Below are 24,297 nucleotides of genomic sequence, written 5' to 3'. Positions count from 1 at the left end.
CACTAGAGGGGTTGGCTTGTCGGTATCAGGTCGGCGCCGTTCTTGCCGTTCGGACGATCAGGGGTGACGATCCGCAAGGGAGCGCCGCCTTCGCTAGTGACCCACCTTCTTGCGTCCAAACCCCTCCTCCGTCAGTGGTCTTGCATGGTCATCAGATGGATATGCGGATTACCGTCTTTGTCGTGATAGACCCAATCCGCGACCATTCCCTTTGAAGTGAGATTGTCACGGACGAACTCCCGCACCAGCGCGATGTTCTCGGCCCGTGTCAGTTCCTCCGGCAGCGCGATGACCAGCTGCGCATCTGCCCGTTTCTCAAAGGCGTCGACCGCGTTTCACAGCACTTCGCTGGCGCCGGCAACGGAACGACCGTCGATCGCCGTCCGCAGCCAGGTCGGCATGTGGTCCGGCAGAGCCAGTTCCTCATGGACGAGTTCGGAGGCCCCGCCCCTGTAGCTGAAGGACGTACCGGCCTGTTCGTCCATCATCCGGGCGCGGTGGCGATAGGCGGTGGCCGAGACGATGCTGCGTCCAGCTCCCCTGCTGATCACCTGCGCTCTGACGAACATGATCGCCACTGCCGCCTCCACCTCATCCGAGCACGTCGCAACAGCGACGTACATTGCGCCCTCAAACCGATCGGCCCGGAGGGTCGATACCGCTTTTCCGGAAGACGGCCATCGGCCGAAATTCCGGCTGCGACGTCTTGGGGCTGGTACAAAATAGCCTGTTTAACTATCGTTTTCTAGTTAGTATAATCGATCTTCAGAGGCTATTTTCAGGAAAGGAGTCACCAATGGCCGTAAAAACATCGATTTCTGATCTCGATGCGCAGATGCAGAGACTGCGTGAACGTCGGCGAATTCTGATAGTTAAATTGGCCGCGCGGTTTGCCCGCGTGGCGACAAAGTCAGGGCTGAGATCTGACGTTCGGGCGGGCGGTCGGATAGCCCATGCACTGTCGCCGTCCGTCCAGCAGCTGCCATCGCGGGGACTGAACCGAACCGTTGCCCACGGCATCGAAATGCGAAAAGGCGGCCGGCTCCTGCGCCAGCGGCTCTTCACCATAGGAAGACACCTGGCCGGTCGCCATCGGCTGGACAGCGTCGGAACCGTCCTGCCCGGTGGGCTTGTTGTCCTCCCATTGCCACATGGAAACGGCCGGGTCGTGCTGATGGAAAAGGGTACGCAGGTCGTCGGCGAATATCGCGGCGGCCTTCGCCGCGGCCAGACCCGGATGCCAGACAAGCGAGAGGTACAGATCGTTTCGAAACAGATCCTCTGCGATCATGCGGTCGGATGACCTGAGTTCACATTGCGAATGTAGTAGCCTTCGCCACGGTCGGGAAGAAAATGGCTGACGTATAGTAACCGGAATCAAGCACCAGCCTGGCAGCGCCGATTGCCGCAAGCTCGTCGCCGACCACGACGGTCCTGATCGGCAGTCGTGACCCCGCCTGTGCGGTCGGCACCAGTTCGTCGAAAAGAGAGATGTGTTCGGCGAGCGCCCTTTGCCGAACGCCCAATTCCGGTGTGCGATGGATCGATTGGGAGGCGAGAGCGGCACCGATCGCCGCAACATTGATCGAGGCCGAGAAGGCGTGTGCGAGAGCAAAGCGCCGGAAGATCTCTTCCTGGAACGCAGTTGCGAGCATCAGCATGCCGCCCGACGCTCCGAAGCCCTTCCCGAGCGAGGCTGCGATGATCGTCCGTTCACCGAGACCTTCGGGCATTTGTGAACGGGCAAACCCCTCGCCTCTTTCCCCGAAGATCGATATGCCGTGAGCATCATCGATGTAAAGGAAGAGGCCGTATCGCTCCTGAAGCTCCCGCAACTCCTTGATCGGGGCACAGCCGCCCATGGAATAGACACCGTCGCAAACATAGGCGACCGTCTCGTTCCGGCGGCAAATTTCTTCGAGCGCCTGAAGATCGTTGTGGCCTATGGTGCGCACCTCGCATTCCTCGGCAACGACGGGCTTGTTGAAGGCGAGCGTTGCATGCGCGAGACGGTCGAATACCATGACTGGTTTTTTGCCGCCGGTCAGAACACCAGACGCAATCAGAGGAAGCGCGCTTAAGTTGGCGGCCAGCACTGTTGTGTAGGTGATAACCCTCGCGCCAAAGAGATCAGACAGAGCATCCTCGAGGTCTCCGAGGACTGCAAAATTGAGCCGCGTCCGGGCGCAGGACCAGTGCAGTGTTCGGTAGCGCCGAACGGTCTCGATTGCGCCCTCGATGATTGAGGGGTGATTGTCGAGGCCGAGATACGAGCAGCGGACGAAGTCGACGACGCGTTCCGATCGGTGCTCCGAAATCGGCAGCTCCACCGCTCGACCGTCAGACGGATGGACATAGAGGGCCATCAAGCCGTCGAGATGGGCGGCGGCAAAGTGGGGACTCGCGTGGCTGATCAGGCCCGCGGTGTTTCTATGGGATGTTTTCGCGGATCCGGCGCCCGAAACTGCCTCTTGCATGTTGTGCTCCCAAATATTCAACGGACTTCACGCTATGCGCGTGCTCGTTGTTTATGCAACGACGGCGACAGAAAGTTTTCGGGAAATTTCGGTGAACTTGTGAACGTGGCGAAGTCACATACTTTGGCCAACGTCGATTGCATATCCTTCCTTTGGCACGGTGCGGATCACATCGCGGCCAAGCGCCCGTCTCAATGCACGCCGGAGCCGGCCGATATGAACATCGACTGTCCGCGGCTCGACGAAGGCTGATTTCGGCCAAGCGACCGAGATCAGTTCCGCGCGGCTGAGAACGCGCCCCGCGTCACCCATAAGAGCGCTCAGCAGACGAAACTCGATCGGGCTGAGATTGACCGGCATACCCCTTACCAGGACACGCCGGCCGCTGACGTCCAGCTTCATATCGTCAAATATTGGAACGAGGCGGCCAGACGCTTCGCCGGAGGAATTGCCTATTTCACCGTGGAGGTAAGACAGCAGCCGTTCAGGCGGCATTGGCCTTGTAAAGCTCTCATCCACGTTGGCTTTCAGGATGTCGAGATAGGCGGCCTTTTCGGCGACGAGCGCGATGAGCGTGACGTCGCTGGCAAGTCCCCTTTCCTTCAGACCCGACGCGATATCAGCCAGAATTTGTGAACCCGGCTGGCAGTCGACGATGATCGCTGCCGCGTCAAGCTCCTCGGCGATCGCTACGGCCTCGTTTGGAATATCGACCAGCACCGTCCTATATCCGGCCCCTCTCAAGATGTATGACAGCATCAAATAATAGTCGGCATCCCGGGATACGATCGCCAGAAGTGCGCTCATCGGCTCGCCCCGCCAGCTGTTAACCCCATCATATCTAATTTTGATACGACAAAACTTACACCGGATTGCCTCGCTCTCAGTGGCATATCAAGCCTCCTTCGTAAAATACCGCGAGAGAATCGCGAAAGCGCTCTCATTGCGGGTATTTTTATAACTTGCGTTTCAGTTTTGTTACAACATAATGTTGGGCGTGAGAAGCACTTCGCACAGAAGCGCATGTTTGCCAGGGACGACACGTGATCGTGGCCCACTCGGTGGCATCGACGTCCGGCATAATTTGATGGCCTGTTTCCGGACGGTAACGGGGCTTTTTAATGCGCGAAATGTTCGAAAGGTTTTCAACCGGCTGCGTCGCCGCGGCCACACCGGATTTTTGGAGTGATGCAGATGTTGGGGACATATGTACTGCTGTCAGTTCGCTTTACGGACGACATGCGAAAACAGCGGCGGCCTGGTGTGCCATAGGCGCGCGCTCCGACGGTCGCTCGGGCGATTTCAAATTTTGGGTCCGGGTTTTCGAGCATCTGGGGACAGAGGAGATTGTGGAAATCCGAAAACAAAGGCGCGGGTCATAGACTTTGAAAGTTATGTCGGGCGGATATTCGTTCCGACAGCATCCGGCACTATGAATCTGGCCGGCCTTATAGGTCGGCCGGTTTCGCACTGATCGTGCACGCCGCTCGGTTTGACGGCCGAGATCGAGGACGGACACGTAGGCGTGGGGCAGACGGAGGGTCGCCGAAGCGAAGGATCATGATCCACGCAGCAAGCGCAGGGGGACTGGTTTTCTTGGAATACGATGGCTAAAAGTTCTGTCATGAAAGATGCCCACCGCCGATGAAATCTAGCCTCGACCATCTGCCCGAGCGTAAACAGCGCGAGTTGGCCCGCGTTGTCGATATTCTGCACGAGGAGTTTCAGGACGCGCTGAAGGATAGCTCGGCCGAGTTCAAGAAAATGGGGCGGGTCCTCAAGGTCATTTTGTTTGGATCATACGCCCGTGGCGACTGGGTCGACGAGCCGCACACGCTCAAAGGCTACCGTTCCGACTATGATCTGCTGGTGATCGTCAACAACAGGAAGTTGTCGGACTTCGCCACGTACTGGTACAAGGCGGCCGACCGCTTTCTCCACGATCGCGGTATCAAGACGCCCGTCAGCTTCATCGTTCACTCGCGGCGTGAGGTCAACACGGCGCTCCACGAAGGGCAATACTTCTTCTCGGACATCCGCCGCGAGGGGATCGTCCTTTACGAGCTCGATGATGAACCGCTGCCCGAACCGAAGCCACTCTCGAAGGCCGAGGAGTACCGAACTGCCAAGGAGCATTTTGAAGAGAGGTTCCCGTTCTCAACTGATTTGTTGGACGGTTTCAAGCTGTACGTTGAAAAGCGGCGCTACAAGCACGCAGCCTTTTTCCTTCATCAAGTTATCGAGCACGCTTATTCGGCTGCACTTTTGACGCTGTCCAACTATAGCCCCGCTTCCCATAATCTGACTTTCCTGCGTAAGTTGGCGGAAAGCCGCGATCGCCGTTTGGTGGATGCTTGGCCGCGCGACCAACAGCGCTATCGTGCCTGGTTCAATACTATCAATGAGGCTTACGTGAAGGCCCGCTATTCGAAGCACTTCGAAGTCAGCGAAGAGGCGTTGACCTGGCTCGGCGAACGTGCGGCCGACCTGCATATTCTGGTCAAGACCGTGTGCGAGGAACATCTAACCAAGCTTCAAAAAGACGCTGGAGATATTTGAACTTGCCATTTAATTTCGCGAGAGTGGCGCACCCTCGAACGGCGACTTCGACCCGGAGTTCCCACCCTGCCAACTTTTGCCATCCTGGCTGTTTTTCTATGAATATCTCGCGCCGGATAACCTGAAACAGTTCGTCGATCAACAGGTCGCGCAGGGCGAGGCTATGGCACCAGCGGCGAATACGAACGAGAATTGATTAGTCGCGACAAAGATCGTGAGCATTTGCCTACGCTCCCGCTTGAGGGTTCTTCATCCGAAACGATAGAGCCGGTTGATGCCCAACTATTTCGATGATCTGCGAAAACCGCGGCTCGCGAAAAAGCTCAAAGTGACCGTCAACCCTGTCTTTCCTCGCCACACGATGTCGAGAATGCCGCGGATTATTACACTCGCGAGGCCGCGGCAAATCGCGATAAGCTTCCTTGATGCCTACGTCGACATACGATTTGATCGCAACGATCCTTCGGTTCTTCGATGGACTTCAAAGATCGATGCCACGGCTACGGCTGACAACCCGCTGACGCCGTTCCGAGATGATCCGCTCACTGCTTTCCCTTCGGACGGCCTCTTGCAGGACCTTCAACTTTTCCTGAATCGCTTCGAAGGCATGGCGCTGTGCGTGTGGCACGCGAGTGATGACATCCTGTTCGCCGCGAATGATGGCACTACGGCCGAAGCGCTCATCGAGCGCGGTGCCGACGGCGGCAAACTCGCGACGGATGCCGGGATCGAGCGCCGAGGCAGGGGCGCTCGGCTTGCGGTTGTTCTTCGCCTCGGCGGTCAGCCGCATGAGCACCTCTTCCGCCACCTTCGAGAGGCCGGGAATGGCGACTGACATGCGCCGACGCTCCTCGGTCACAGCCTGGCGTTCGGCCTCGAGCACATTGACATAGGCCGAACCGAGCGCGCGCAGCCGAGCCCCAGCTTCAAGCATGGCCAGCACCGCCTCTTTGCGCTCCCGACCGGCGGCCAGCATTCGGTCCATCAGCCGATCGGAACCGCGCAATGCGCCGTAGGCGGACGGATCGTTGGTCACCGCGACTGCGATGCGCTCGGCGGCAAAACCTTTGGCAAGCAGCTCTTCGATCTTGCCGACGGCGCCGGCCGGATCGCGCCAGATCGTTGATGCCACGTCGGCCAGCGCGGCGCGCTGCTGGCGATACAGTGGTGTGGCGAGAGCGCGAGACCTCGCCTCCTCGTCGACAGGGGTCTTGAACTCGGTGACGGCTGCAAGCATGGGCAGCACGGCGGCACTCTCCCTGTCTGCCTCCATCCCCTGATCGGCACTCGCCGCGGCGACGATCTTCGAACGATCCCGCCGATCGACAGCATGCTGCTCGTCGGCAAAGCGCTTCACGGCCTCGAACAGCCGGGTCAACTTCTCGCCGCTGATGCTCGTCAAGTCTTCCGGCATACGCTCAATCACGTTGCGTTCGGCAACCGCATCGGCCTTCGCGGTAAACGCGCTCCAGCCGAAGCGGGCGGTCAACGCCTCGCTGACCGCTTTGATCTCCTGGACGATCGAGCGGTCTTCGGTGACAAGCGCAAAGGCGGTCTTGTAGGCGTCGTCACCACCTTGCCTGCGCACTGCCTCGATCTCCGTGAGACGTGCCATCGCTTTTCTCGAGAGCGCTGGGATCGACAATGACATATGAGTGCGGCGCTGTTGCTCACGGAGATCGAAGCTTTCGCTATTCCGGCGGAACTCGGTGGCATGGGCGCGGGCGAGCGGCAGTAATTCCATCAATGCCGTGAAAGCGACACCGCGCTGGTCGCGTGCCGCACGACCAGCGACGATGAGATCGGAACCGCGCAGGCGGCCGAGCCGCTCCGGTGCTGCGGCGAGATCGTCGGCAAGCCTGCGCGGTTCGATGCTTGTATCCGATGAAAGCGCGTTCAGGGCGACAAGTGCTGCATCCGGGTCACGATAGATCTTCTCCAACAACGGCCGCAGGATCGCCTCCCGTTCCTTCCAGGCTGGCGACGCAAGCTGCGCCAACCGCGCATCTTCATCAGCGCTCCTGGCGAAGCCTGTGGCGGGCGGGATCAGATATCGGCCGCCAGCAATGTCCGCGCTTGTGACGGTTTGCGTTTCGGTTCGTTCCTCATTGTAGGCGACCCGCCGTTCCCGCTCGATCGTGAAGCCGAGCGCAACGCCCGCCCGCTCCCAAAGCTTCGCCACCTGCTCGCGCTTCTCGACAATCCCGGCCCACTGCCGGGAAACGGCCTCCTCCACCCCGGCTGCGGCAAGCGAAAGATGATCGAGACCACGGCGTCGCGCAAAGTCTTGCGCCTGGGCGCGATAACCCGCCTCGCTCTCAAAATCGAGCGTCGTCGTCTTGGCGCCGGAGCGCGACAGGCGCTCTACCAACTGCTTGAACAGTTCCGGTCGATGGCTTTCCTGCTCGATGCGTTGCTGGCGTTCTGCGGCGGTTTCGACCCGTTTAGCGGTCCAGACGTTGCGGTCGACCTCTCTTTCCGCGAACCGCCTCTGGCCGGTTTGCTCGTCGACAACCGGGACCTTGATCGTGACCCGCTCCACTCCGTCCTTGCGCAAGGTGACTGTGTCGCCTTCCGACACGCCGCCCTCCTCCAACGCCTTCGGCAGGCTGACGCCCCAAAGACGATGGACGGTGCCGTCATCCGTCTTGACGTCGGCATAGGGGCTGTCGTCGGCATCCTCGTCATTCGGCCGGAACTTGGCTAGTCCGGTTTCCACAAGCACGCCGGTGACGCCGGCGGCATGATCGACATGCGGCTTCCGTCCCCATTCCGGCATCGCCTCAAAGTCTTCCTTTGCCGCATAGAGATCGGCGCGGTCGCGATGCCGGGTCATCGACACATAGGTCAGGTGCTGGTCCATCATGCCGGTGGCGAGCACGAAGGTCCGGTCGACGGTGGCACCTTGTGATTTGTGGATGGTCGCGGCGTAGCCATGATCGACGTTGCGATAGCTGTCCTCGCTGATGACGACGTCGCGGCCATTGTCGAGACGGACCGACAGCAATGTGTCGCCACGTTTGTCGCCGGTGGACACGACTGTGCCGAGCATGCCGTTCTTCACATGTTGCGGACCGAGACGGGGCGCACGTGGCTCGAGGAAGCGGGCATTCTCGAGGAAGATGATGCGATCGCCGGCGGCGAAGTCCCGCGCGCCGCGTTCGGTCCGGAAAGTGCGGTTCTCACTGAGCGCGCCCTCTTGCGACATCACCGATCGCAGCGCCTCGTTCAGACGCTTTACGTCCTCGTTGGTGTGGGCGAGTACGAGCAGCTCGTCGCCGCGAAGACGACCATCATTGCCTTGGCGGACAGACGTTTCGATTGCCAGTTTGCGCGCTTCGCTCCAGTCGCCAACAATCCGCGCGATGACTTCGTCCCGTGTCCCAGCCTCGACCAGGTGGCCATGTCGGGCATAAGCGTCGAGGCCTTGTTCGACCTCTCCACGGGCAAAAAGCCGTGACGCCTCGCGCGCCCATTGCTGGCGCTGGCGGCGCACGCCGGCAAGTTCGGCAAAACCGATGCGTTCGGTGATTGCCCGGAACGCCGCACCCGCCTGGATCGGTTGGAGCTGCATCGCATCGCCGACCAGCACGACTTTCGCCTCCGCTTGCTCGGCGATGTCAAGCACGCGGGCCATCTGCTGCGACGACACCATGCCGGCCTCGTCGATGACAAGCACGTTGCCGCGTTCGAGCAACTCGCGTCCGCTGGCCCAGGTGAGTTCCCAGGCGGCCAGTGTTCGCGACCTGATGCCGGAACTGTCTTCCAGCCCTTCGGCGGCTTTGCCGGCAAGGGCCGCACCAATCACCCGGCGGCCATCACTTTCCCAGGCGACGCGGGCTGCGGCAAGCAAGGTCGACTTGCCGGCGCCGGCAAGGCCGACGACGGCGGCAATGCCATTGTCCCGCGTGACATGACGGACGGCGTCGACCTGCTCCGGATCGAGATGGAAGGATTTTTGGGGATCCCGGGTCTCGACGTTGCTGATCGCGGCTGCAACCACCCGATCGGAAACGGCAAATCCGCGGTACTCCGCCAAAACCTGCGCCGACCGCGCCATATCATATTCGATGCGCAGGATCTGGCGCGTGGTGAAGATGGCGGGTTCGCTCGCCTTCCCCGTTTCGGCATCGATCTGCTGTGGCTTCAGCATGATGAGATCGTCCGACGCCATCAGCCGCCCGCGGATATTGGCGAAGACGGCGGGATCGTCGACGTGACGATGCAGCGCCTTGGCGATGTCGCGCTCATCGAAGGTGGAGCGTTCATTGCTCAACTGCTTCAGCAGGAGCGTAGGATCTGCCAGCAGCCTGTCGGCCATCTCCTGGCGACGGGCAAGATCGGCCGGAGCAAAATACATCTCGGCACCCCTGCGGGAGAGCGCTGCCTTCTCCGGGCCAAGGTGCTTCTGTGCGATGCCATCGAGGCCCTGCTCGGCATAGGAGCGGCCGTCGAGCCGGATCTCGTGGCCGGCAAGCGCCAGATGTCGGTTGGCCGTCTCCGCCCAGGCGATCTTCCAGGCCTGCAAGGTTTCCTTGTCGCCGCCCCAGGACTTATAGACGATCCGACCCGTGGGCCGCCCGGCCGTGACAAAACGCAATGGCTCGCCATTCTCTCCCAAAACAGGAGCATTTTTCGGCCCAAAGCCCTCTTCCGTCAGCGGTCTCACGGTCGTCAGCAGATGAATATGCGGGTTGCCATCCTTGTCGTGGTAGACCCAATCGGCGACCATTGCCTCGGACGTGAAATTATCACGGACGAACTCGCGCGCCAGGGCGATGTTCTCGGCCCGCGTCAGCTCTTCCGGCAGCGCGATGATCAGCTCGCGCGCCAGCCGCGCGTTTGCCTGTTTTTCGAAAGCTTCAACAACATTCCACAGCGCTTCACTGGCACCGGCAACGGAACGACCGTCGACCGCCGACCGCAGCCAATCCGGCATCTGATCCGGCAGGGCCAGTTCCTCGTGCACCAGCTCGGAGGCCCCGGCCCTGTAGCTGAACGACGTGCCGGCCTGTTCGTCCATCATCCGGGTGCGATGACGATAGGCGGCGGCGGCGACGACGTTGCGTCCCGCTCCCCGGCTGATCACCTGCGCTCTGACGAACATGATCGCCATGATTGTCCTCGCATATCCGGAGCAGTTGCACCAACGAGCGACATCGGTCTTTCACAATAGTCAGACCGAACGACTGACGCGCTCCGCGCTTGTCTCCGGTTTTCGCGCGGGTCCATTAACTGCGACAAATAAGCGATTTAACTGTTCTATTCAAGGTAGTTTAATCTGAAACCTGTTTCACACTTTGTTCGCCCTATGGCACAGCGTTCCAACTACGCCGGAATCAGACAATTTTTGTCCCTAAGCGCTTGAAGCTTTTCATCAATCCCTAGAGTGGAGTTGGCAACGGGATGGGACATAAGGGCAAAAAAGGAGTTGAGCGATGCTAAAATTGCCAGTAGACGATGTTGGATCTTTCGCCTATCGATTGCTCATGAAATCGTCGCTTGAACATATGCCGCTTCGCAAGCAGCGAGAACTTGGCCGCGTCCTCGAAATCGTCCACGAGGAATTCGAAGATGCGCTCAAGGAAGGCACGGCCGACTTCAAGAAGCGCGGCAGGATCCTAAAGATCATCCTGTTCGGCTCCTACGCCAAGGGCGGATGGGTCGATTAACCCTTCACCATGAAGGGGTATCGCTGCGATTTTGATCTGTTGATCATCGTCAACAACCGCAAGCTCTGCGAGTTCGCCGAATACTGGCACAAGGCAGCGGACCGGCTGATCCACGAAGCCTCAGTCGAAACGCCGGTGAGCTTCATCGTCCATTCCAGACGCGAGGTGAACACCTACCTCAAGGAAGGGCAGTATTTTTTCTCAGATATTCGCAAGGAAGGCATCGTCCTTTATGAGCTCGACGATGAGCCGTTGGTCGAGCCCGAGCCCCTTTCGAAGGAGGATCGGCTGCGGCTGGCGAAGGAGCATTTCGAGCAAAGGTTTAGCGAAGCCAGCGCTTTTCTTGCAACAGCTGAATTTCAACTCAGCAAGTCGGAAAGGACCGGGGATGCCTGGTCAAACCTGTCCTCATTCAGTCTGCATCAAGCACTCGAACAAGCCTATTCCTGCGTTCTGCTCACTCTGACCAATTACGGCCCGCCATCGCACAACATCAAGTTCCTGCGCTCACTCGCCGAGGAGCAGGACCGTCGCCTGGCCGAAGCCTTTCCGCGTGATCAGCACAAGGAACGCGCCTGGTTCAACACATTGAACGAGGCCTATGTGAAGGCTCGCTATTCCACACATTACGAGATCAGCGAGGAGGCTCTTGGCTGGCTTGCAGAACAAACTGCGTTACTGCTGAGGCTGGTCAAGACGGTTTGCAAAGGGCACCTGGAGATCCTTAAAGGAATAATTGGCAGCGACATAACCAAGCGAGATTCGCAGTCATGCTGTTGACCTGCTGCGTGAGTGGATTGACAAATCGTGGAACCCTTGACGAAAGTTTTGATCATGTCAGCAGCCTAAACGCTTGCGTTTTGACATAACGCAAATCGGAATGGTTTGGAACTGGGGCCATATGACACCTACTCCAATGAGATCGATATCAGCCAAAGTTCAGATGGCGCGAGACGTGGCCAGGACAAGGACATCAGAGTTTCACCGGTTCGACGGCGAGAGTCTTTCGGCCGCATCCAGCCTGACCAAACGAGCGACGGCAAGTCGGGCATGTGGAAGTGGAACGCCACCCACGTACGTTGGGTCAGAGAGCACTTATTGCCTTACAACGGATAGGAGGAGACCTCGCGGGAGGCATGCCGGAGGGTCGAGGAGCATTATGATAAGCTGCTGGAACTGCATTGCCGGCAGGGAAATGGCCCATAACGGACTAAGGCGGCGGTATCATGTTCTCGACCGAAGTGCATGACAAGAGTGGCATTACTCTACCATTTCGCGCTGAACACGACCTTCGCCCCGATGGCGTTGCTGTCGCCAAAGTCCTTGAGGCTGGTTCGGGCAAAGGCTTCGCCGTTGACGGCATAGCGGTCGTCCGCCCAACTGAGCGAGCCACCCATGCCAAGGCCGCCCCAGAGCGCCTGGTTCTCGCTGACGAGGCTGGTCCCCGAGACATCGACATCCGAGCCGTCGAGGAAGTCGTAATAGAGATTGGCGATGCCGTAGAGCTTCGAGCGGCCGATCTTTCCGGAGGCATCCTTCCAGTCGCTGTCGTAATCGGCCGAGATGCCGAGGCGGCCGGTCAGGCTGTCGCCATCGTCAAGGGATACCGCAGCGCCATATTGATCGGTGAAGTCGTCGAAACGCACGGAGGAATAGGCAAGCTGCGCCTGCGGCGTCAGCGACCACCGGTTAGACAGCGCAATCTTCTGGCCGGCTTCGACACTCAGGCCATAGCCAAAGCCGCCATTGTCGTCGGCAAGCGTGGTGTGAAGCGTCGAGGATTTGAGATCACTGCTGTACCAGGTCACGCCAGCCTGCGTATCGATGTAGAAGCCGCTGTTCCCGTACCAGGTCAAGGTGCCGTCGAAGCCGTAGCCTGTCGTATCGATGTCGCCCTTACCAAAGCGCGAGGAGACGTCCGCCGAGGCAGTATCGACATGGAAGCTGATCCCGCCGATCAAGACGCCCGCCCCGCTTTCATGCAGCATTCCGTCCACGCCCGCCTGCAGCGTCCAGCTGTTGACGTCGTATTCGGTGCCCGTCGTCGAGGTCTCCGGCTCGAAATGCGAATGACTTCCGTCGATGCGTGTCCAGATCCCTTTGGTAGGGTCGTTCGCGGCGGCGTCGGCGGATTGACCATCGTCCACCTCGCGCCCGCCGGTGCGCTGGCGCAGCGTGCCGAATTCGTTGAGGCTCTGCAGCGCGCCAGCAAAGGCCTCGTAGAGCGGCACGGCCGGCGCGAGAACCGCTGAGCGCAGATACCAGTCGCCGTCAGCGGGGGTGCTGACGCCACCTTGGTAAAGCCGATAGGCATAGGCACCGGCGACAACGGCCTGGTCCCCTTCGAACACATAGTCGCCGAGCAGCGAGAAGGAGCCGGCCGAAGTGCCGCCGACATCAACAATCTTAATGCCTTCGACGGTCTGCGCTCCAACGCCGCCGAGGTTGATGACCTTGACATTGGTCGTGCCTGATGTGTCGCCGGTGACGACGAGACGATCGGTAGGGGAAGAATCGCCGGCGAGCACGCTCTCGATTTCGAGTGTGCCGCCGCTGCCGACATAGTCGCCTGATACCGTCAGCGTCCCGATCGAGTTGCCAGGCGCGATGGTGCCGGCGTTGTCGGTCGTGCCGACCTGGCCGTTGCCCTGGAGCCGTCCGCCCGCCAGAACATCCAACGTACCGCCGAGGATACCATTCACCGACAGCGTACCGGCTTCGACGATGGTGTTGCCGGCGAAGGCGGAATTGTCGGCGCTCAGGATCGTTCTACCGGTGCCGACCTGGCGGATGGTGCCGTTGCCGAAGATGAGATTGTCGAAAGTGAAGACGTCCGAGCGGTTGAAGGCGAGCGTTGCATTGTTCCTTATATCACCGAGGATGCTGCCGTCGCCGATCTGCAAGGTGCCGTCCTGTATATCCCAGTCCGTCGCAACCGTGCCGGTTCCAATCAGCGCCCAGGTGCCAGTGCCGGTCTTCTCGAAGGTATCGAAGTTCCGGTATTTTTGGCCGATTTCCGAAACGTCGAAACTGTCGGTGCCGCTTCCGCCGAGCCGCAGCGTGTCGTTGGCCGCGGCTGCATTGCCGACGACCTCGCCGAAGATTTTCGAGCCGGCCTGAAGTTCCAGCGTGATGCCGTTCGTGGCACCCGGCGTCAGCAGGATCGCAATCTCTTCCCTGGGGCCCGATACGATTGTGCCGCTGTTGATCAAATTGAGGCTGACGGCAGCTGAGTTGGCGAAAATTGCGACTGACCAGTCTCCACCATAAATAGTTCCGGTATTGACGATTGCGCCGTTGGTGGCAGAGGCGACCACAATACCGTTGCCGCCGAACGGGTTGCCGTCCCCGCCTCGCACCGTTCCATTATTGATGAAGGTCACGCCCGGAGCTGCGCTCACATCAATGAATACGCCGTCTCCGCCATCGTTGTCCGGGCCGAAACCGCCCGTGATCGTGCCGTTATTGATCACACTTGCGCTCTGCTCGAGCCTTACGCCGCTGCCTCCTTCTCCCAGCAAAGGAAACGACCCTTCTCCGCCCACCACATTACCCACGAGCGTGAACGACCCGCTTCCTCCTTGAAAGAGAGGCGCGAGGCCGTCGCCGCTCGGGTCGACGGAGCCGGACAGCGTGAAGCCCTGGGTGTCGATGGTGATCGGCTTGCCGGGTGCATTGAGAGCTGCGCTTGAAACCGAGAAACTCGTGGTCAGCTGGATCGTCGCGGTTGGGTCGGGATCGGCATTCGCCGCCGTGATAGCAGCGTTGAGCTGCGCCTCACTGTTCGCCGTGTAAGTCGCCGCCGAAACCGGAGTAACAAACGGACAGCCGAGGGTCAGCGCCGCCAAGCAGATCCCTGAAAGAAGCTTCTTTTTCCTCGTTCTGTGAAACACATTGCTCGCCCGCATGAAGCCGCCCCTACAAATGCTCTTTCAGATTGACTTTAAGATGCAATTCAATCGGATTTGACAACTACATCGCGATAAGAATTGACGAGTGTCAGGAATTTACCACAGTGAAATCCCGGTGCGCCCCTGGCCGTTGGCGCGGTCAAGCGCCTGGCGCTCGCGGGCGAGGACAGCGATCAACGCCTGGCTTTCCTCGACGGGTGCGTGGGCTTCCTCCTTGCGGAGATCATCAGGAAGCGGCGGAAGACAATGCCGGCTTGCGCCTGCCCTTTGAGGGTAGCCGCACGGTTGAGGCGCTCAGCAGTGACAGCGCAAGCGCAGTTCTTTTCCGAATGCTGAAGCTCATAGGATTGGATCTCGATTTCGAAGGTATCTCTGGCAGCCCGCTCGGCGGCGGCAAGGCGCTTGCGGTGCTCGTCGCTAGCCTGGGCTGTCGCGTTGCGCTGGCGTTCCATCTGAAAAGCTCTGGCCTCTGCTGCAGTCTTTTCGGCCACGAGGAAATATCCTACGCTCGCCTCGCGCGCTGCGGACGGATAGCCGATCAAGACGGTATAGAGGGATACAGCAGCGCCCAGCGGCCCCGCCTGCCCCGAGCTTGAGCGCATCAAGGATGCCCATCATAAGCACTCAATGCAGAACTGACTTTCTTTCTGGCTGCGCCTGGTTAAACTGGGAAAGACGATGCCGGCGGCACTGTTCCACTTCAGAAGGGCTTCGCAGCCTTCAGCAGTCTTGCCCTCGTTGATGAGTTTGACCGCGCTGGATCCACACGCAGCTTCGACACCGACATTATAGCTGAACGAGGTCAGGGCGACAAAACGGGCATCCGGCAATGGAACCTTGACGGACTTCTCTATCCCGGCCACATAGGTCTGCAGTTCCAGAGACATCAGCGCGCCTTGCACTGCTCCACTGTCTTGTAATCCCCCGGCTAGAAGCCATTGGTGCTGCCATAGCAGATCGCCCATGGCTGTCCCTGCGTTGCCGGATCGCGATAGGCATTCTGGCGCAGCCCCTCAAAACTTGCGACCACCGCAACGGCCATGGCCGCGGCGGCACTACGCTTCTGCAGGCGGTTTGCCATTCAAATCTCCTGAGATTTTTTGCTGGAAGACGATGCGCGCCACGACGGCGGCCGCGGTAAGAAGGCCAGTGACCGCTGACATCACGAGTTGGATATAGATGTTGTAAGAAACCCAAGCCTCGGCAAAGAGATGTAGACGGCCTCTAGAATGATGATAAGCAACGCCGGTGCCACCAACCGCACCGACCAGGCACGCTTCAGCACCTCCCGCCAGTTATGGACGAGCATGGACGTCTCCCGTTGTAAGTAGTGGGAAACGACCGCCGACCGGTTGACCTATCGGTGCCTACTATGTATTCCCGCCTTGGCTAATTCTCGGAAAAGCGAATGCTGTTTTCATCGCCCGTATTCGTCAGCTTTTTTCTTCCGCTAGCGATCTTCACTTACTTTTTGCTGCCGTTCCGCAGCGTGACGCTGCTGATTTTAAGCTTGGCGTTTTATGCCTGGGGCGACCCGGTCATGGTTTGGCTTCTGATCTTTATTATCGTCTTCAACTATGTCTTCGGCCTTTCGATCCATCAGGCAGGTCGTTACAAGCGCCTGCTCCTGGGAATTGGCGTCGCGGTCAACCTCCTTGTGCTCATAATTTTCAAGTATGCCGCGTTCATCGTGGACAACTTGGATATCCTGCTGAGACAGGTGAGCCTGCCGGAAGTGCCCGTGCCCCATATCTTGCTTCCGCTAGGTGTATCGTTCTTCACATTCCAGGCGATAAGCTATCTCGTCGATATTTACCGACGAGACGTTCAGCCGGAACGAAACTTGATCCGCATGGGAGTGTTCAAAGCATTCTTCCCGCAGCTGATCGCCGGCCCGATCGTCCGTTACAAGGAGATAGCTGGGGATCTGCGAGATAGAACTGTAAAACTTGAGAGCTTTTCGGCGGGCGCCGAGCGATTTGTCATCGGCTTAGCCAAAAAGCTCCTGATTGCCGATCCGCTGTCCATCCCGGTCGACGTCATCTTTCGCGCCGATGCCGGCGATCTCAGCAGCCCGCTCGCTTGGATGGGCATCGCATCATTCGGGCTGCAGATCTATTTTGATTTCTCCGCTTATTCTGATATGGCGATCGGCCTCGCCAAGATGTTCGGGTTCCACTTTCCCGAAAATTTCGACATGCCCTATACGGCGTCAAGCGTTCAGGATTTCTGGAGGCGTTGGCACATGACGCTATCGAGGTGGTTTCGCGACTATCTCTATATACCGCTCGGCGGGAATAGGCACGGCCAGGTGAGGACCACCATCAACCTTTGGATTGTCTTTGCAACAACTGGTATCTGGCACGGCGCCAATTGGACATTCTTAATCTGGGGCCTCTGGCACGGCGCCCTTCTGACGCTGGAGCGGACCAGAGTGGGCAGGTCCATTGAACGCTGGCCACTTGTGGTTCGTCGTTCCTACACAATTGTTGCCGTGCTGATAGGATGGGTATGGTTTCGATCCCAAAACGTCGATCACGCAACCGGCTATCTCTATGCGCTGTTCTTCGGAGGCTTTGATGGGGCGCCTGCAGACATACTCCGGCTCTACAATCCCTTCCTCCTTTCGGCTTTTTGCATTGGAGCAGCGCTTGCCATCGGAGCATATCCAAAAGTGACGGGAATATTCGGTTGCCGTGTGGCCTCTGGCGAGGCATCGGACGTCCTTGTTGCTAGCTCTCTTCAGGAGGCAACGAGAAACTTAACGTTGGTCGTTGTAGGTGCAATAGCCCTGTCAGCCGCCGCCGCCAGCACCCTGCAAGCCTTCCTCTATTTCAGGTTCTAGGCCATGCGCGTCGCTCTAAAACTCCTACTTCCCTCTGTCCTATTGACCGCGTTGACATGCAACGCCGCTCTCACCTTCATGGGATGGCAGGCCCCGTCGAACGTTGATGAAAACAGAGAGATGGCAAAGCCGCCGGCGTGGAACGACAGCCTTAGCGCCTATGTGAGAGGTCTTGACGCATGGCTCACGGATAACTTCGCTTTTCGAAAGCCTTTAGTTTTTGCCTTCAATAAAACGCTCTATTCCGGCTTCGATTCCACGCTCGCCCGCAACGTTGTTGTTGGCAGGGACGGCTGGATATTCGGCGCCGAATTCGATGGGCAGGGCTCGGTCGGCCCGCGTACGCTAAGCGACGAATATATAGCCAAGGCAAAGCAGGCCCTTATCGAGCGAAAGGCTTGGCTCGATAAGCGCGGCATTCATATGCTCGTCCTCTTCATGCCTACGAAAACGGCGATCTACGGCAATAGATACATGCCCGAGAGCTGGCATTTCGATGAAAACCTTCCAACGGAGTCGGAGCAACTCTATAAAGCGCTCAACGACATCATGCCGGAAAGCATTGTCCCGGTTCGACAGGCTATGATAAAAGCCTCGCAGACCGCCGAACTCTACTATCGCACAGACCCGCATGCTACCCAGCACGGTACCTTCGTGGCCTTCCAGCAGCTGGCCTCCCATATTGAGCGATACTTTCCGCAAATTGCCCCATCTGCCTTCCCTCCCTACAGCCTCAAGATCGACTATTACCAGCCAACCGCCTTCGGGAGGATGATGGGGTTGCCATTTCAAGATGCAAGTTGGGTCCCCGTTCCGGACGGTGAATATCGCTTCACTTCACCGCCGCCGCCGGCGTCAACGGCCCTGCTGCCGGTGGGGAGTCGCCTCACTTATTACGAAAACAGCCACGTCCGAAAGGTCAAAGTGGCGCTTATGGGAGATTCGTTCACGAACAGGATGGCGGCGATCTTCGGTGAGGTTTTCAGCCAGTCCGCCACGGTCAACTTGAACAATGTTTTCGAGGACCCGGACGACAAATTCCCGGCCGCCTTTTTGGATGCCTATCGACCGGACTTTGCTGTTTTCCTTTACGTAGAATCCCGCCTCGTCGAGTGTTCGCAGGGCTGCGGCGAGTTCCCCATCATAAACCCGGATGTCGTCCGGTCTGGCCAGTAAGGCCGCTAGATCGATCCGTTCTGCTGGCCGGTGACATGGTGATAGAACTTATTGTCGTTTTCCGACCGCTGCACATGTGTCGCGCCGTCCCAATGAATGTCATAAGTGTAGCCAGCGCCGGCGCTCGACGGGCCCGGAAACGGCGGCTCCGGAGCGGGCGGATCAACGATCACCGCTGCAAATTCTACCGCATCCTCAGGCGCGGGCAGGACAAGCTTGCCCTGCCGCGCCATTGTTCGCCAGGAGGACAGGTGGTTCGGTTTTAAGCCATGTCGCTCCGCGACCGCATTCACCATCGCGCCGGGCCGAAGGCTCTCAGAAACGATCTGCGCCTTCACCTCATCCGGCCAGTGCCCGTGAACCTCACGCCCAGACTTCTTGGTCGTGAGAATCTCCAATGTATTCTCCATGGAAAAACTCCCTTCGGTCATCCATGGGAAGTCGATCACAGATTAAAGGGGACAGAACAACGTTAGGGCGGAACATGGTTACGCTGAATCGGGGGGCGCTCTGGATAGGCCGGAGCCTTGCCCCACGCTTAGTGAGGGCGAACTATGGAAGATGAGGGCGTAATATTTATCGGCGTGGATTACATCAAAGCTGAAGATATCGGTGGCGACATCCCTTCGGAGCCGGCATCGGTGGCATCGATGATCAACAAGCCTTCCAAGCGCGGAGCCAAGCTTCACTTTTGCTGAGGCCGGTCCTACGGCTACGGCCTTTATCGCCAGATTGTTGAACTGGGGCATAACTGCGTGGTGGTGGCGCCTCGCTGGTGCCCAGGCGCGCAGGTCACCGGGTGAAGACAAACCGCCGGGATGCCATGAGCCTGGCGCGCCTGCACCCAAACCAACGACAACCGGTTCGGCTCGAGGTTATCACCCATTGTCTCAGGGACGATCTGTTACCTATGTCTTCGGTATGGACAAAAGGGGGAATGGTACGGTTGGGGGGTCTCGAACCTCCGACCTCAGGTGCCACAAACCTGCGCTCTAACCAACTGAGCTACAACCGCATTAATCGCGCTTGGCGCGACGGGGGTCACATACGAGGACTTGGCGACGAATTCAAGCCCCATTCCTCGTCAATATACAAAAAGGCCGGACGCGAGGTCCAGCCTTTTGTTTCTGGTCGATAAAAACCGATCAGGCAACCTTGAAGGAAGCCATGGCCTTTTCGGCGGCGTCCTTGGAGGGCTTTGCGAGCTTCTCGGCCACCTGCTTGGTGGTTTCCTGGATCGACTTCGCCTGCTCGACGGTGAGCTCGGCCTGCTTGCGGATGAACGAGGTCTGCAGCTCGAAGAATTCGGCAGGCGACTTGACGCCGAGCAGCGCTTCGAAGTGCGACAGCGAGTTCTCGGAATTGATGCGCAGGATGTCGATCGCCTTCAGGCCAATCTCGACGCTGCCGGCCTGTGCCGTCTGGACAGTGGCTTCGAGCGTCTTGCCGGCTTCCTCGCCAGCGGTCTTCAGCTTGGCATAGGCATCCTTCGACTGCTGAGCGCCCTTTTCGGCGAATTCACGGAAAGATTCCGTGAACTTGGACGGGTCGAAAGAAGCGATTGAAAAAACGTCGTCGGTCTTTATGGTAGCCATGGGTCGCATCCTTTGGGTTGAGGCAGCCGCTGCCTGCGTTTGTTGGATGATGCTTATATAAGACATTTCATTGTGCATTGCAACAATTATTGTGCAGCGCACAAGACGTTAACCTTTCCGGCCGAAAACCCCCTCCTCTTCTGGACCGGCATGCGCCCCGCAGTTATTAATAAGCCGTTAATTTAAGAAGGCCGACAGCGACAAGGTTCGAACATGCCCGCAGTCCAATATCCGTTCATCGATATCGCCGTGCATGCACGGGTGCGGGAACGCTTTTCACGCGGCGAGGCCATGGTGCTGTTTTCGGCCGATCTTGCCCGTCTGCTCTGGGCGAACGGTGCAGGTGCCGAGCTTTTCGGCCATTCGGCAGTCTATGACCTGCTCGATCAGGGGGTCGACCGCGCCGACATCACCTTCCGCCAGCTGGAAACCGCCGCGCGCCAGCTGACCGATATCGGCGACAGCCGCAGCCTGATGATCCGCGTTGCCAAGGGCTTTCAGCGTGCGCAGGTACAGGCGGCTGCCGAACTGATCCGGCTTTCCCAAGGCGAAAAGGCCATCCTGTTTTCAGTGCCGATCTCAGCAAAGCCACTCGCGGCCGGCGCATCGGCGGCGCAGATGCTGCAGGGACTTGATGATCCCGACACGCATATGGCGGTGATCGGCGCCAATGGCGAGGTCATCGCGGCTTCGCCGGGCTTTGCCTCGCTCGGGATCTCCGAGCAGACGGCAAAGACCTTGATCAACCTTGCCGGCGCACATCCCGACCGGTTGGTGAAGCGACCTGTCGCCACCGGCAGAGGCAATCTTCCGGCCGCGGTCGGCAAGCTCAGCGACGATCCGGCGTTCAATCTGCTTTTTGCCGTGGAGACTGCGATCGGTCATCTTGACGGGATCGATGCGCCCGCGCTCGACCCGGTCGATGCACCCGCGCTCGACCCGGTCGATGCGCCCGCACAGGAAGAAAGCGTGCCGCCGGCCGAAGCGCTTCAGGACGAGCCTGTCGCCGCGACAGGCTTTACCGAGATCATCGACGCGGTCTCGGGGATCGAAGAGGTCGAGGAGACGCTCGAGGAGATCGCAGGCGAAAGCGAACAGCCGGCCGGGACAGCTCTAGCATCCGCAGACGAGGTGGTTGACGATGGGCTTTCTCCTGCCCGGGATGCGAAGCCGGAGAGCGACGAGGGCATGATCGATAGCAGCGCGGCTGAGGCCTCCGAGCCCGCCGCGGTCATCGAGGACGATTTGGCCTCCGTTGCCGAGACGGTGGAACCGCCTGTAGCCAGCGAAACGCCTGTCGACGACACGCCGGAGGCGGTCCAAGAAGAGCCCGTCATCGCAACGCCTGTGGTCACCGACCTGCCCCCGCTTGCGGCTGAGCCCGGCTTCGTCTTCAGGCCGAACAGCCGCGCCACGCGCTTCGTCTGGAAGATCGACGCCGAAGGCCGGTTCAACGAGGTCAGCCACGAATTTGCCGAGGCCGTCGGTCCGCACGCCTCCGATATCATCGGATCTGCCTTCGGCGATGTCGCCGCCCTCTTCAATCTCGATCCTGACGGCAAGCTTTCCGAGGCGCTCGCCCGCCGCGACACGTGGTCGGGCAAGACGATCCTCTGGCCGGTCGAAGGCACCAGCCTCGTCGTTCCGGTCGATTTGGCGGCGCTGCCGACCTATACCCGCAACCGCGACTTCGATGGGTTCCGCGGCTTCGGCGTCGTCCGGCTTTCCGATGCCCAGGAAGATCCGCTGGCGCTCGGCCTGACACTTGGCCCGGACGGCATCGGCCATGATGCCGCAAGTCTCGGCCCGCCGGCCGAGACCATTACCGAGGTGGTGCACGAAGCGGAGACAGTGCTTGAAGAGCCCCTGATCGAACCGGCCCTGACGCAAGAGGTTGAGGATCTGGCGCCGCAGACGGAGCCAGCGCCGGAAGAGATTGCCACCGAGCAGGCGGCCATCGAGACCCCTGCCCCGGAAAGTGCGGCAGAAAAAGCGGAAGGCAGCGCCGATGCTGGCGACGTTTCCGCCGCCGAGCCCGCAGCCGATCTTCCGCAAGAGCCGCCGGCGCTTCGCATTTCGGAAACGCCCAATCGCCGTTTCTCCGACAGGATCGTTCAGCTCCATAACGCCAGCGCCGGACTGACGGCCGCCGAACAGGCCAATTTCCGCGAAATCGCCAAGCGCCTCGAAGCCTTCGGCGCCAGCAAGGACGAGCCTGCCGTGCCGGCGCCGATGGAACCGGCCGTCACCGAAACCGCCGGCTTCGAAAAGGCCTCAGGACCCGAAGAGTTCGAGGCCGAAATACCCACCGCCGAGAAGGCTGATATACCGCCGCTCGAGGAGATGGTGCCGCAGGAGGCGATCTTCGAGAATGCCGTCGAGGCCGAGCGCGAAGACGACGGCGCCGCCGAAGAGCCTTCAATCATCGCGGAGGACGAGGCGACGGAAGGGCTTGAGGAGACGGTCAGCCAGATCGAGGTTCTCACAAGCTTCATTCCGCCACGCGTCAAGATGACGGACGGGCTTTCGGTGGGCACGGTCGACCAGCTACCTGTTGCCGTGCTTATCCATATCGGCGATGCGCTGATCCATGCCAATCCGGAATTCATGCGGCTGACGGGCTACGATTCGCTCGAGGCATTGCGCGAGGTGGGCGGCATCGAAGCCCTGCTGCAGCGCCGTGAACTCGAGGAAAAGTCTGTCGGCTCCGGCACCATGATGCTCGTCAAGGCCGATGATACGCTGGCGCCGGTGACCGCGCGGCTACAATCGGTGCGCTGGGAAGACGCCAATGCATTGATGCTGGCGTTGATGCCGGTGGAAGGCAAGGAAGATGGCCGTGGCGAAGCAAACCGGTCCGAGGGCCGTTCCGAAGGCCGCCCCGAGCGGATGGTCGAGAAGGTCGCCAAGCTTCAGGTCGAAGTGGAGGAATTGCGCTCGATCCTGGAAACGGCGACCGACGGCGTCGTCGTCATCGGCACCGAGGGCGACATCCGCTCGATGAACCGGTCGGCCAGCGCGCTTTTCAATTACGACGAGCAGGAGACGCGCGGCAAACCCTTCGTCATGCTGTTTGCCCATGAGAGCCAGAAAGCGGTCATCGACTATCTGAACGGCCTCTCCGGCCATGGCGTGGCAAGTGTGCTGAACGACGGGCGTGAAGTGATCGGCCGCGAGGCCGCTGGCGGCTTCGTGCCGCTGTTCATGACGATGGGCCAGCTCACCTCCTCCAACGGCTATTGCGCCGTCATCCGCGATATCACCCAGTGGAAGCGCACCGAGGACGAGCTGCGTAACGCCAAGGGTGCGGCCGAAACCGCCAACGCCCACAAGACCGATTTCCTGGCCCGTGTCAGCCACGAGATCCGCACGCCGCTCAACGCCATTATCGGCTTTTCCGACATGATGGCGGGCGAGCGCTTCGGCCCGATCGGCCATCCGCGTTATATCGAATATGCCAATGATATCGGCCGCTCCGGCCGGCACGTGCTCGACATCGTCAACGACCTGCTCGACATTTCGAAGATCGAAGCGGGCGAGATGGATCTCGATTTTGATGCCGTCGGTCTGAATGAGGCGGTCTCCGAGGCCGTGGCGCTGATACAGCCGCAGGCGAATGGCCAGCGCGTCATCATCCGCACGGCGCTGTCGCAATCGGTGCCCGATGTCGTGGCCGATCTGCGCTCGATCAAGCAGATCGCCCTGAACATCCTGTCGAACGCCATTCGCTTCACCCCATCGGGCGGGCAGATCGTCGTTTCCACGTCCTATGAGACCAATGGCAGCGTCGTCCTCAGGGTCCGCGATACCGGCATCGGCATGACGCGCAGCGAACTCGACCAGGCGATGAAGCCATTCCGGCAGGTCTCCTCGACCCAATCGCGCCATCGCGGCGACGGCACCGGGCTCGGCCTGCCGCTGACCAAGGCGATGGTGGATGCCAACCGGGCAACGTTCTCGATCAATTCGACGCCGAACGAGGGCACGCTCGTCGAGATCACCTTCCCGTCGCAGCGGGTGCTGGCCGGCTAACGCACCGTGCTTTGCGCGTCTGAAAAGACG

General features: G+C 59.7%; 13 protein-coding genes, 1 tRNA gene and 7 pseudogenes. 9 read left to right on the top strand and 12 right to left on the bottom strand.

The annotated features are described in order from the left end of the window. Window positions 1-41: 41 nt before the first annotated feature. Window positions 42-578 (bottom strand): annotated as a pseudogene (locus tag AB8B31_RS02315) (MobA/MobL family protein); the annotation flags it as partial. Window positions 579-796: 218 nt separating this feature from the next. On the opposite strand from AB8B31_RS02315, the pseudogene AB8B31_RS02310 reads away from it, so the two are divergent. Continuing rightward, window positions 797-919 (top strand): annotated as a pseudogene (locus AB8B31_RS02310) (TraC family protein); the annotation flags it as partial. Here the strand turns inward: AB8B31_RS02310 and AB8B31_RS02305 are convergent. The 3 genes from AB8B31_RS02305 to AB8B31_RS02295 form a co-directional block, all read right to left on the bottom strand. Further along, entirely contained in the window at window positions 911-1,291 is a 381-nt protein-coding gene (locus AB8B31_RS02305; RefSeq protein ID WP_205928187.1) for a hypothetical protein, read from the bottom strand. The pseudogene AB8B31_RS02310 and the gene AB8B31_RS02305 sit on opposite strands and share 9 nt — an antisense overlap. A 19-nt stretch (window positions 1,292-1,310) precedes the next feature. Beyond that, window positions 1,311-2,477 (bottom strand): 8-amino-7-oxononanoate synthase family protein, encoded by a 1,167-nt coding sequence (locus tag AB8B31_RS02300; protein WP_245515229.1) that lies wholly within the window; start codon window positions 2,475-2,477, stop codon window positions 1,311-1,313. Window positions 2,478-2,591: 114 nt separating this feature from the next. Continuing rightward, window positions 2,592-3,284, bottom strand: a complete 693-nt coding sequence (locus AB8B31_RS02295) for a winged helix-turn-helix transcriptional regulator (RefSeq protein WP_131703042.1) — start codon at window positions 3,282-3,284, stop codon at window positions 2,592-2,594. A gap of 837 nt (window positions 3,285-4,121) precedes the next feature. Between AB8B31_RS02295 and AB8B31_RS02290 the strand changes: the two genes are divergently transcribed. Then, a complete protein-coding gene (locus AB8B31_RS02290; RefSeq protein WP_131703044.1) occupies window positions 4,122-5,036 on the top strand; it encodes a nucleotidyltransferase and HEPN domain-containing protein in 915 nt (304 codons plus the stop codon). Between the two features lie 481 nt (window positions 5,037-5,517). On the opposite strand, the gene traA is transcribed toward AB8B31_RS02290, so the two are convergent. Then, entirely contained in the window at window positions 5,518-10,152 is a 4,635-nt protein-coding gene (gene traA, locus AB8B31_RS02285; RefSeq protein WP_131703045.1) for a Ti-type conjugative transfer relaxase TraA, read from the bottom strand. 373 nt (window positions 10,153-10,525) lie between these two features. Between traA and AB8B31_RS02280 the strand changes: the two genes are divergently transcribed. The 3 genes and pseudogenes from AB8B31_RS02280 to AB8B31_RS02270 form a co-directional block, all read left to right on the top strand. Beyond that, entirely contained in the window at window positions 10,526-10,708 is a 183-nt protein-coding gene (locus AB8B31_RS02280; RefSeq protein WP_425376513.1) for a hypothetical protein, read from the top strand. A gap of 9 nt (window positions 10,709-10,717) precedes the next feature. Continuing rightward, window positions 10,718-11,488, top strand: a complete 771-nt coding sequence (locus AB8B31_RS02275; protein ID WP_425376514.1) for a HEPN domain-containing protein — start codon at window positions 10,718-10,720, stop codon at window positions 11,486-11,488. 140 nt (window positions 11,489-11,628) lie between these two features. After that, window positions 11,629-11,914 (top strand): annotated as a pseudogene (locus AB8B31_RS02270) (hypothetical protein); the annotation flags it as partial. A gap of 59 nt (window positions 11,915-11,973) precedes the next feature. On the opposite strand, the gene AB8B31_RS02265 reads toward AB8B31_RS02270, so the two are convergent. The 4 genes and pseudogenes from AB8B31_RS02265 to AB8B31_RS02250 all read right to left on the bottom strand — a co-directional run bounded on the left by AB8B31_RS02265 (window position 11,974) and on the right by AB8B31_RS02250 (window position 15,928). After that, window positions 11,974-14,556, bottom strand: a complete 2,583-nt coding sequence (locus AB8B31_RS02265) for an autotransporter family protein (protein WP_165548373.1) — start codon at window positions 14,554-14,556, stop codon at window positions 11,974-11,976. A 359-nt stretch (window positions 14,557-14,915) separates the two neighbouring features. Next, window positions 14,916-15,237, bottom strand: a pseudogene (locus AB8B31_RS02260) (hypothetical protein); the annotation flags it as partial. Next, window positions 15,234-15,700: pseudogene (locus tag AB8B31_RS02255) on the bottom strand (lysozyme). The pseudogenes AB8B31_RS02260 and AB8B31_RS02255, both read right to left, overlap by 4 nt. Next, window positions 15,675-15,928: pseudogene (locus tag AB8B31_RS02250) on the bottom strand (hypothetical protein). Before AB8B31_RS02250 ends, AB8B31_RS02255 begins: the two co-directional pseudogenes overlap by 26 nt. A gap of 99 nt (window positions 15,929-16,027) precedes the next feature. Here AB8B31_RS02250 and AB8B31_RS02245 point away from each other — a divergent pair. Further along, window positions 16,028-17,464 (top strand): MBOAT family O-acyltransferase, encoded by a 1,437-nt coding sequence (locus AB8B31_RS02245; RefSeq protein WP_131703047.1) that lies wholly within the window; start codon window positions 16,028-16,030, stop codon window positions 17,462-17,464. Between the two features lie 3 nt (window positions 17,465-17,467). Then, window positions 17,468-18,640 carry an alginate O-acetyltransferase AlgX-related protein gene (locus tag AB8B31_RS02240; protein WP_131703048.1) on the top strand — a complete coding sequence of 391 codons (1,173 nt, stop codon included), beginning with the start codon at window positions 17,468-17,470 and terminating at the stop codon, window positions 18,638-18,640. Between the two features lie 5 nt (window positions 18,641-18,645). Here the strand turns inward: AB8B31_RS02240 and AB8B31_RS02235 are convergent, their stop codons facing one another. Further along, window positions 18,646-19,050, bottom strand: coding sequence for a transposase (locus tag AB8B31_RS02235; RefSeq protein ID WP_165548375.1), 405 nt, complete (start codon window positions 19,048-19,050; stop codon window positions 18,646-18,648). A gap of 279 nt (window positions 19,051-19,329) precedes the next feature. Between AB8B31_RS02235 and AB8B31_RS02230 the strand changes: the two are divergent. After that, a pseudogene (locus AB8B31_RS02230) lies at window positions 19,330-19,481 on the top strand (IS110 family transposase); the annotation flags it as partial. A gap of 97 nt (window positions 19,482-19,578) precedes the next feature. Here AB8B31_RS02230 and AB8B31_RS02225 read toward each other — a convergent pair. Next, window positions 19,579-19,655: transfer RNA gene (locus tag AB8B31_RS02225), tRNA-His, on the bottom strand. 130 nt (window positions 19,656-19,785) lie between these two features. After that, window positions 19,786-20,235, bottom strand: a complete 450-nt coding sequence (locus AB8B31_RS02220; RefSeq protein WP_003545621.1) for a phasin — start codon at window positions 20,233-20,235, stop codon at window positions 19,786-19,788. A 213-nt stretch (window positions 20,236-20,448) separates the two neighbouring features. Between AB8B31_RS02220 and AB8B31_RS02215 the strand changes: the two genes are divergently transcribed. Then, complete coding sequence (locus AB8B31_RS02215; RefSeq protein WP_131703050.1) at window positions 20,449-24,267, top strand: ATP-binding protein; 3,819 nt, start codon at window positions 20,449-20,451, stop codon at window positions 24,265-24,267. Window positions 24,268-24,297 lie beyond the last annotated feature (30 nt).

This window comes from Rhizobium sp. 62_C5_N11_2 (assembly GCF_051811185.1).
Taxonomy (GTDB): domain Bacteria; phylum Pseudomonadota; class Alphaproteobacteria; order Rhizobiales; family Rhizobiaceae; genus Rhizobium; species Rhizobium leguminosarum.
Note: the sequence above shows the minus strand (reverse complement) of the source record. Positions and strands in the feature narration are given on the sequence as shown.